This window comes from Mesorhizobium sp. M7A.T.Ca.US.000.02.2.1 (assembly GCF_003996995.1).
Classification (GTDB): domain Bacteria; phylum Pseudomonadota; class Alphaproteobacteria; order Rhizobiales; family Rhizobiaceae; genus Mesorhizobium.
In genome coordinates this window covers 1-7,699 of the sequence record NZ_RZTT01000295.1, presented here as the reverse complement: position 1 = coordinate 7,699, position 7,699 = coordinate 1, and the positions used below count along the sequence as shown (strand labels likewise).

8 protein-coding genes and 1 pseudogene are annotated in these 7,699 nt (G+C 60.3%); 6 read left to right on the top strand and 3 right to left on the bottom strand.

Annotated elements, in window-relative coordinates; all coding sequences use genetic code 11:
- Positions 1-425: 425 nt before the first annotated feature.
- The 3 genes from EOD15_RS23890 (at position 426) to EOD15_RS23870 (ending at position 3,734) form a co-directional block, all read left to right on the top strand.
- The gene (locus EOD15_RS23890; RefSeq protein WP_127322797.1) at positions 426-824 is read left to right on the top strand and encodes a hypothetical protein; all 399 of its coding nucleotides are present in this window, start codon (positions 426-428) and stop codon (positions 822-824) included.
- Between the two features lie 600 nt (positions 825-1,424).
- Positions 1,425-2,129: a Crp/Fnr family transcriptional regulator gene (locus EOD15_RS23885; RefSeq protein WP_127322796.1), complete on the top strand. Its 705-nt coding sequence runs from the start codon at positions 1,425-1,427 to the stop codon at positions 2,127-2,129.
- 1,311 nt (positions 2,130-3,440) lie between these two features.
- Positions 3,441-3,734, top strand: a complete 294-nt coding sequence (locus EOD15_RS23870) for a DUF1236 domain-containing protein (protein ID WP_127321168.1) — start codon at positions 3,441-3,443, stop codon at positions 3,732-3,734.
- A gap of 197 nt (positions 3,735-3,931) precedes the next feature.
- On the opposite strand, the gene EOD15_RS35925 is transcribed toward EOD15_RS23870, so the two are convergent.
- The 3 genes from EOD15_RS35925 to EOD15_RS23855 all read right to left on the bottom strand — a co-directional run bounded on the left by EOD15_RS35925 (position 3,932) and on the right by EOD15_RS23855 (position 5,482).
- Entirely contained in the window at positions 3,932-4,129 is a 198-nt protein-coding gene (locus EOD15_RS35925; RefSeq protein ID WP_164761799.1) for a hypothetical protein, read from the bottom strand.
- Positions 4,130-4,172: 43 nt separating this feature from the next.
- Positions 4,173-4,742: a DUF2569 family protein gene (locus EOD15_RS23860; protein WP_127321167.1), complete on the bottom strand. Its 570-nt coding sequence runs from the start codon at positions 4,740-4,742 to the stop codon at positions 4,173-4,175.
- A 125-nt stretch (positions 4,743-4,867) separates the two neighbouring features.
- On the bottom strand, positions 4,868-5,482 hold the full coding sequence (locus EOD15_RS23855) for a TetR/AcrR family transcriptional regulator (protein WP_127321166.1): 615 nt from the start codon (positions 5,480-5,482) through the stop codon (positions 4,868-4,870).
- A 91-nt stretch (positions 5,483-5,573) separates the two neighbouring features.
- Here EOD15_RS23855 and EOD15_RS23850 point away from each other — a divergent pair, with 91 nt between their 5' ends.
- From EOD15_RS23850 to EOD15_RS36935, 3 genes and pseudogenes are all read left to right on the top strand, one after another.
- On the top strand, positions 5,574-6,653 hold the full coding sequence (locus EOD15_RS23850) for a spermidine/putrescine ABC transporter substrate-binding protein (protein WP_127321165.1): 1,080 nt from the start codon (positions 5,574-5,576) through the stop codon (positions 6,651-6,653).
- Positions 6,654-6,696: 43 nt separating this feature from the next.
- Entirely contained in the window at positions 6,697-7,569 is an 873-nt protein-coding gene (locus EOD15_RS23845; protein ID WP_164761800.1) for an ABC transporter permease, read from the top strand.
- Between the two features lies 1 nt (position 7,570).
- Positions 7,571-7,699: pseudogene (locus tag EOD15_RS36935) on the top strand (ABC transporter permease); the annotation flags it as partial.

Below are 7,699 nucleotides of genomic sequence, written 5' to 3'. Positions count from 1 at the left end.
GCGCTGGCCAAGCACGGCGGGTTCACGTTTAGGGCGGCTACATCCTGAGAATCGACCGCCACTGTGCCAACTCGGGATTCGCGTAAAAGTTCCGAAAGCTTGCTTCCCCCTGACGAGCGACCATGTCCGAACTAGTCCATGAGGCTTAGTTGCTGCGCTGTCACCTTGTGAGTAACATCAAAAGCCTGGTCATCAGGCCCACCCTCGTGCCCAGATTTGGTCGGCACTGTCGTGCAACCGTTGCTTGGTACCTGACAATGCCGACCAACCCCGCCCGCTAGGCCGGCGTCTATCCCCCGAAGCACCCCGCCAAAAAGGCGCCGGCCACTTGAGAAACGCGGCTGCCTTCGGTACGCAACCGTACCTTGAATCCTTTCTGCCCGAAAAGAGAGTAAATAGATCCCTTCGCTGGAAGGGAGGCCGCGATGGTTGAAACGCATATAGAAATCGCGCAGGCGGCTATAGAAACCAGCTTTCGGTTGCGGCACCATTCCCTGGCCGGAACTGCCTCATTCCGCCGCGGCATGGACCACTCCCGACTCGCAATCGAGGCCTCGCGCGAACTGCTCAAGCGCCTTCGCCAACGTCACCGCGATGACCTGGCCCGAGGTTGGGAAGATCCGGATCCAGGTCCTGTTGCCGTCTCGGCCTTCGATGCCGACATTCTCCGCTCTGCATTTCGAAACCTGGTAAGGGAAACAAGCGTTCCCGCGTGTGAATGGCGCCACCTGGCTGAAAGCTTGGTCCGCGAATATGTCGGGTGCGAGCAGGTTGACGCAGGCTTGTTGGACTGGATCACCCACAAGTGGTCACCGCTTGGATAAATCGCCTACCGACGCAAAACAGCCCGTCCCGCCCACATTGCCGGTGACACGAAACGGGCTGCGGAAGCCGGCATGCGGTGCTTCCTGCAATCCAACTTTGCACGCGCACGGATGTTCCGTTAGCCTCTGCTGAAAAGCGGGTACATCCTGCTGCTGTGGCCATTCGACAGTCGCAGGTAGAGTAGACCCGCCGCTCCATTTGCGAAGCGACGGGCTCTCGCCCACCCCATGCCTGTCAGAGCAATTTAGATGCCAAATTGTTTGACCCGTTATGGGGCACAGCCTTCGCCTCGCCAGTCGGTCCTGCCAGTCGCCTTCTCGTCGTCTACCTCGACATCGATAACCATACACATCATGCCGGCGCTGGCCGCGATCACAAACTGTCGGATTCGTACGAAGCAGAGTCTTGTACGATTCCAACCCTTTAACTTTGTACACCCTTGTTTTGCAATTCGGCGGCTGAGGGGACGCCGTGCATCAGGTCGCATTTCACTGTCAATCGCGCGCCAGAGAGCGTATCTTCTCTAAATCGGCTGCACGTGTTTACGGGCGCAGACGGCAGGGAGATTGGAAAGCTCTTGCCCCAAGCGGGATTGAGCTATGACCATTCCAGAGAACGATTCCTATAAAAACCAATTGTTGCGTCGGCTTAACCCTGGTGACCTGGGGCTTTTGCAGCCACACCTTGAACTGTGTGACCTCAAGCTGAAAATGATCTTGGAGAAAGCCGATTCGGAGATCGAGACGGTTTACTTCCTGGAAGACGGCATTGCCTCCGTGGTCGCGACGGCTTCAGGTAAGGAGGCCGAGGTAGGTCTTGTCGGCTTTGAGGGAATGACCGGTGCCGCGCTCGTGATGGGCGCTGACTATGCGGCGCATCAATGTTACATTCAGTCGCCCGGCAGCGCTTTCAGGATCGGAACCGAGCCCTTCAAGGAGGCCCTTGCGAACAGCCCAACGTTGCGCCTGTTCCTGTTGCGCTATGTCCACTACTTCCACATCCAGACCAGCTATACGGCCCTCATCAACGCAAAATCAAACCTTGAAGAGCGGTTGGCGCGCTGGCTTCTGATGTGTGACGATCGGGTCCACGGCGAACGCCTTGCGATCACCCACGAGTTTCTCGCCGTCATGCTTGGAGCAAGACGCCCAGGGGTTACCATTGGACTGCAAGTGCTGGAAGGACGCGGTTTCATCTATTCTCGACGTGGCGAAGTGAATATCAGGGACCGCAGCGGCCTTGCGGCTTGCGCAAACGGCACCTACGGCAAACCGGAGGCCGAGTATGCGCGGCTGGTTGGATGAGAGCGCCTTCCCAGCATGCCGGACGTGGACCACTATAATAGGTGGTCCAGACACTTGTGCCTCGCGCCAGCAAAACAGCCCGTCCCCATATTGCCGATACAGGAAACGGGGTGCGGAAGCCGCGATGCGATGCTCCCGCAATTCAAATTTGGACGCGCATTGATGTTGCGTTAGCTTCCACTGACATGCTGCAGTCAGCTGCCGCGACACCGAAAGTCGTTCATATCCCGTGGGTCAGTACAAGGTAAATAGCGGGCACTAACATCAACCAGCCGCCCATTCCTAGAACCACCAAAATGGCCATGCGCTCTGTTCGCCTGACAAGGTCGGCAATGTTTTCCTCGTCCGGCAACGAGACGGCGTCCGCAAACCCCGCGGCATGGTCGTTGTCATTTCCCGGTTGGTTTGCGCTGCCACTCGCATTCAATCTCTGGACCAATGTCATTGTTACCGTTCACCAAAAAGATCCCAACCGGCCCGTTCTCGGCGCGTGAGCCGGAACGGGCCAAGGCGGAAAGTTAGTTAAAATCGAAGGACGACCGAAGGTCCCCGTCGGCGGTAGCACCGGACGCGACGGCGGCCATGCCGCCAGTAACTGCGGCAGACCCGTCTCCAGCCCCGCCGGCGGCGGTGGGGACGGTGGTGCCAGTCCCGATGGTAGACCTGCTGCACTTCTGCCTGTGAATCTTCGTCAAAGGCCTCTGTTTGTGGCGTCTCAAGTTCGTCGAGGATGCCGTGTCCGGCTCCTGGAACACCCGCCATTGCCTCGATTGGGCGGACAGCGCTTGCAAGGGCCGCTGCCCCGGCAACACCAAACATTGCGGTCAAGAAGGATCGCCGATCCATAATAAACCTCCCAAGGTGCATGAGCTAGAAAGCGCTCGCTGCCGAATGAGCAGCCCAGCGCACGGTGAAATACAGGACCCGCCAGCCGCCGAAAGCGGCTCGCGGGTCCTATCAGCGCAGGAAGGGACGTAGCTGCGCCGATCCACGCCATGTCAGCCAAGAACGACCCCCATCACCAGGAAGGTGATGGCTGTTGCGAAAATCGGTGCGAGCAACCATCGCGCCTGGCCGACACTTTTTTCCACTGTTTCTCTCCGAATTTGGAGAGACAACAACCTTTAGGCCTAAGCCGTTCCGCCTACTTCCAACGGGTAAGACCATTGCGTCTTCCAACCAGACTTTGGTCCTGCGCGGATTCGGACAGAGGCCCGTATGAGGAACGTTTGGCGTGGCGGCGTGTTCGGGTGGCTGGCGCGCAGCCGATCGTGCTGCCGCCACATTAAAAGAGGAGGAAAACAATGGGGGATGCACCTAAGCAGCGCCGCTGCGGCGCTCTTGCTGTTGGCCAGCGTCGGCGCAGTTGCGGCACAGGATGTGGTTGTCACGCCGGAACAGGACACCGTCGTGGGCGAATACGTGAAGAAGCAACCCTTGGCTTCTGTGAAGCTTCCGGGGGTGGAACTGAACGTCGGCACGGCTCTGCCAGACACGGTCGAGCTCCACGAGGTTCCCAACGTCAAATACCGCTATACTGTGGTCGACAACCGAACGGTTCTGGTGGACCCGAGCACACGCAAGATTGTGAAAGTCTACGACTGAAACTTCGAACCGGCCAGGCAGGGATGGCGGCGGGGTGTGCTCGTCAATCGCCACTGAAATCGGACAAATGAAAATGATGAGCCCTGAAGTCGAGACGTCGCAAGCGCTCGTGGCGCGCCTGGCTGATCTCCAGGCGAAAGCGCGGGCAGCACCTATAAACGAAGCCGAAATAAAGACCTTCCAAAAGCTCGCAGCCGTCACGGACGACAGTTGCGGTCAATCGGCTCGGGATTTGGCCATTCCAGGTTCGATGACGAGATAGTGGTGCACGAGGTCACACCCTGATCGCCGCCACCAAAATCCGGTTCTGCCTGCGGATCGCCGCGCGCAGCTCCGGGTATCTTCGCCGCGTCGCGCTTCACGAACTCGATGAACATCATGTCACTGAAGGTCACGTCGAGCCCCGACGCTCCAAAATATCCCAAATTGGGCTGCCTTCTATGACGCGCTCGCAACCTGGGCGGATGCCCCAATCCTGGTGAACGTGTTCCGCACCCTGACAGACTTGTAGACGTAGGCGACCCAGAGCCCTGTCACCACAAACGAGACTATGGGGGCCACCAGCGCATCGCCTGCGAGCACCAGGCTCACCGGAACGACCAGAACTGACGCAACCCAGATCGTGTCCAGGATAAACACGACGGGAATCGCCAGCCACTGGAGCAGAAACAATTGCGGAAAGCGGTGGCTTCGCCGCAGCATCGAAACGAGCACAACCAGCTGAAGCGCCAGAAATGCCAGATTGAGAGCAACCTCGCCATACACCGCCAGGGGTCCGTTCGGGAGGGTCATGAGTTGCTGGTAGCCGTCGGTCGAATTGGCGAAGTCGCCAAGCGTCCGCAATGGTGACACTGCCTGACCGATAGCCAGCAGCATCAGCCAGCCGCCGAAGCCCACAAGAGCCTCAGGATTCTGTGACGGCTTCGCGGCTGATCGAACGGCAAAGAAAACAGGCACGCCGATCAACAGCAGCAAGATCGCCCAATGCCAGACTGAAAACGTCCCCATTTACCCCTCCCCCTATTATGCCCTCCTAGGTTGTACCAGATTTCAAACTCAACTCAAGAGGCGACCCGCGTCTGAAACCAGGTCTTATGCGGAAGCGACGCTTTCTCCTGCCTGCTCCTGACGTCTCACACCCCAATCGCCGCCACCAATATCCTATTCTGCCTCCGTATCGCCGCGCGCAGTTCCGGTATCTTGGCCGCGTCACGCTTCACGAATTCGATGAACATCATGTTCATGTTGTTGAAGATCAGTTCGCCGAGCGCTGCACCGTCTATGTCCTGGCGCACCAGGCCAATCTCCTGCAGCCGGGCGATCAGGGCGCGGATCTGTTCGGTCAGGGCGCGGTCGAGCGCGGTGTAGGCCTGGCCGAACGGGCTGTCGGGCGCTTGCGTCGAGATCGCCATCGCCTGCCGCCACATCTCCTTGCTGAGATAGTGCAGCGAGTGCTCGATATAGATGCCGACCAGCGTGTCCAGCGCGTCGCCGACATTGGCCGGCGGCTTGGCGACGACGCCTTGCCCGGCATTCAGCACCTCGTTGACCTCCAGCGAGACGATGGCGCCGAGGATGTCGCCCTTGTTCTCGTAGTAGTTGTAGATCGTCCCGACAGAGACCTCGGCCTGCGCGGCGATCGCCTCGATCTTGGCGCCTTCGTAGCCGGCCTCGCGAAACAGTTCGGCCGCCGCCTCGATGATACGCCGGTGCCGGTCCGCCTTTTGCCTAGCCCGCAATCCGCTCATTCCCAGCCTCTTGCCACAAAACAGAATTGACTCAATTTTAGAATTGGTTCAATTTTTTGCAAGAAGCCACAAAGGCAAGGGAGAACACTCGATGTCACACACAGCCAGCAATCCGCTTTCCATCCTGAAGACCCGTTTGCGCACAGCTGCCGCAGCCGCGGCGCTGCTGCTTTCGACGAGCGCGCAGGCCGCCGATCTCAACGCGCTGATCTGGTGCGATCATGCCGATCCGGCCTTGCTGCAGCCGTTCGAGGAGGCCAATGGCGTCAAGGTCAACATCAAGGAATTCGAGGGCACCGGCGCAGGCCTCGCCATCGTCGAGCAGTCGCAGCCGGGCGACTGGGACGTGATGGTGATCGACAGCATCGACGTGCCGCGCGGCGTCGAGAAGGGCCTGTTCGAGCCATTGCCGGAAGACAAACTGCCGCTGGCCGACCTGTTTCCGCAGGTGAAGATGGACAGCTCCACCGTGGTCGGCGGCAAGCGCTACGGCATCACCGAAAAGTTCGGTTACAACACGATCGGCTACAACAAGACCAAGGTCGACCCGGCCGACATGCAGTCGATGGCGGCACTCACCGGCGACAAGTACAAGGGTAAGGTCGCCATTTACGACTACTACCTGCCGGTCATCGGCATGGCCGCACTGGCGATCGGCAAGAAGACGGCCGATCTCACCGAAGCCGACCTGCCCGCCCTCAAGGACGAGCTCTTGAAGATGAAGGCCAATGCCAAGCTGGTCGGCGAAGTGACCGCCAGCCAGACGGCGCTTGCGACCGGCGAGGTCGACATACTGGTCGGCGGCGGCGAATGGGTGACGGCGGGCCTGGCCAAGGAAAACCCGGCGCTGGACTTCTCGGTCCCCAAGGAGGGTGCGATTCTCTGGTCGCAGTCGCTGGCCATGTTCAAGGATTCCAAGAACAAGGACATGGCGCTGAAGTTTATCCAGTACATTATGAGCCCGGAAGGCCAGGCGCGCCTTGCCACCTCCTCCTGCTATTGGGGCATGCCGGCCAACACCAAGGCCGCACTCACCGACGACCAGAAGAAGGTTTTGCGCTTCGACGAGCAGCCGGGCTTCCTGGCGCGCGCCCAGGCCTATCCGGCGCCGAACGCCGATCTCGACAAGAAGATGCAGGATATGTGGACCGAAATGCTGCAGGCGAAATGAGCCGATAGCGCTCATGAGCAGCTCGGCAAACAACGGACGTGCCATGCCCCGGGCGGCCCTGCCCCGGGCGGGCTCTGCTCTGCCCCGGGCGGGCTCTGCCCTGCCCTGGGCGCTGGTCACGCCGGCGCTCGGCTGGACGCTGCTGTTCTTCGTGCTGCCCTTCATCGCCATGGGGTTTTCCAGCCTGACGGCGCATGAGGGCGGCGGCTTCACGGCGTCCAACTACAGCCAGTTCTTCACCAACCCGTCCTACTGGCAGGCGATGGTGAACTCGCTGCAGGTGACCGCGATCGTCACCGTGATTTCGGTGCTGCTCGCCTATCCCTTTGCCTGGATCCTCGCTGAACAGGTGCCGGAGCGCTGGCAGCGGCTGGCACTGATGCTGGCCGTGCTGCCGTTCTGGACCTCCTATGTCGTGCGCTCCTACTCGTGGCTGCTGGTGCTGGCGCAGAACGGCGTCGTCAACCGGGCGCTGACCGGCTCTGGCCTGTTCAGCGAGCCGCTGCAACTCGCCAACACGCGTTTCGCCACCGTCACCGGCTTCGTGCACTTCTTCGTCATGCTGTTGACGTTGACGATCTTTGCCAATCTGAAGCAGCTCAGCCCGAGCTATCACAAAGCCGCCGCCGATCTCGGCGCCGGGCCGGTGCGCACCTTCCTGCATGTCGTGCTGCCGCTGACCTTGCCCGGCATCATGGTCGGCGCCTTCCTGACCTTCGTGCTGTGCATCGGCGACTACATCACGCCGCAGATCCTGGGCGGCAACAACGAGCTGCTGATGCCGCAACTGGTGATGATGCAGATCGGCCGGCGCGGCGATTTCCCGCTGGCCTCGGCGCTGTCGATCATCCTGATGGCGGTGGTCACGTCAGCCTATCTCGCCTGCGCGCGCTGGCTGAAGATCGAGCGGGCCTGAGATGCGCCGGATTGTCCGCATCGCCTCCTGGCTCTACGCGCTCGCCGTCTACGGCTTCATCTTCCTGCCGGTCGTCGTGCTGGTGCTGTTTTCGCTGCAGGCGACGTCGTTCCCGATCCCGCCCTTCACC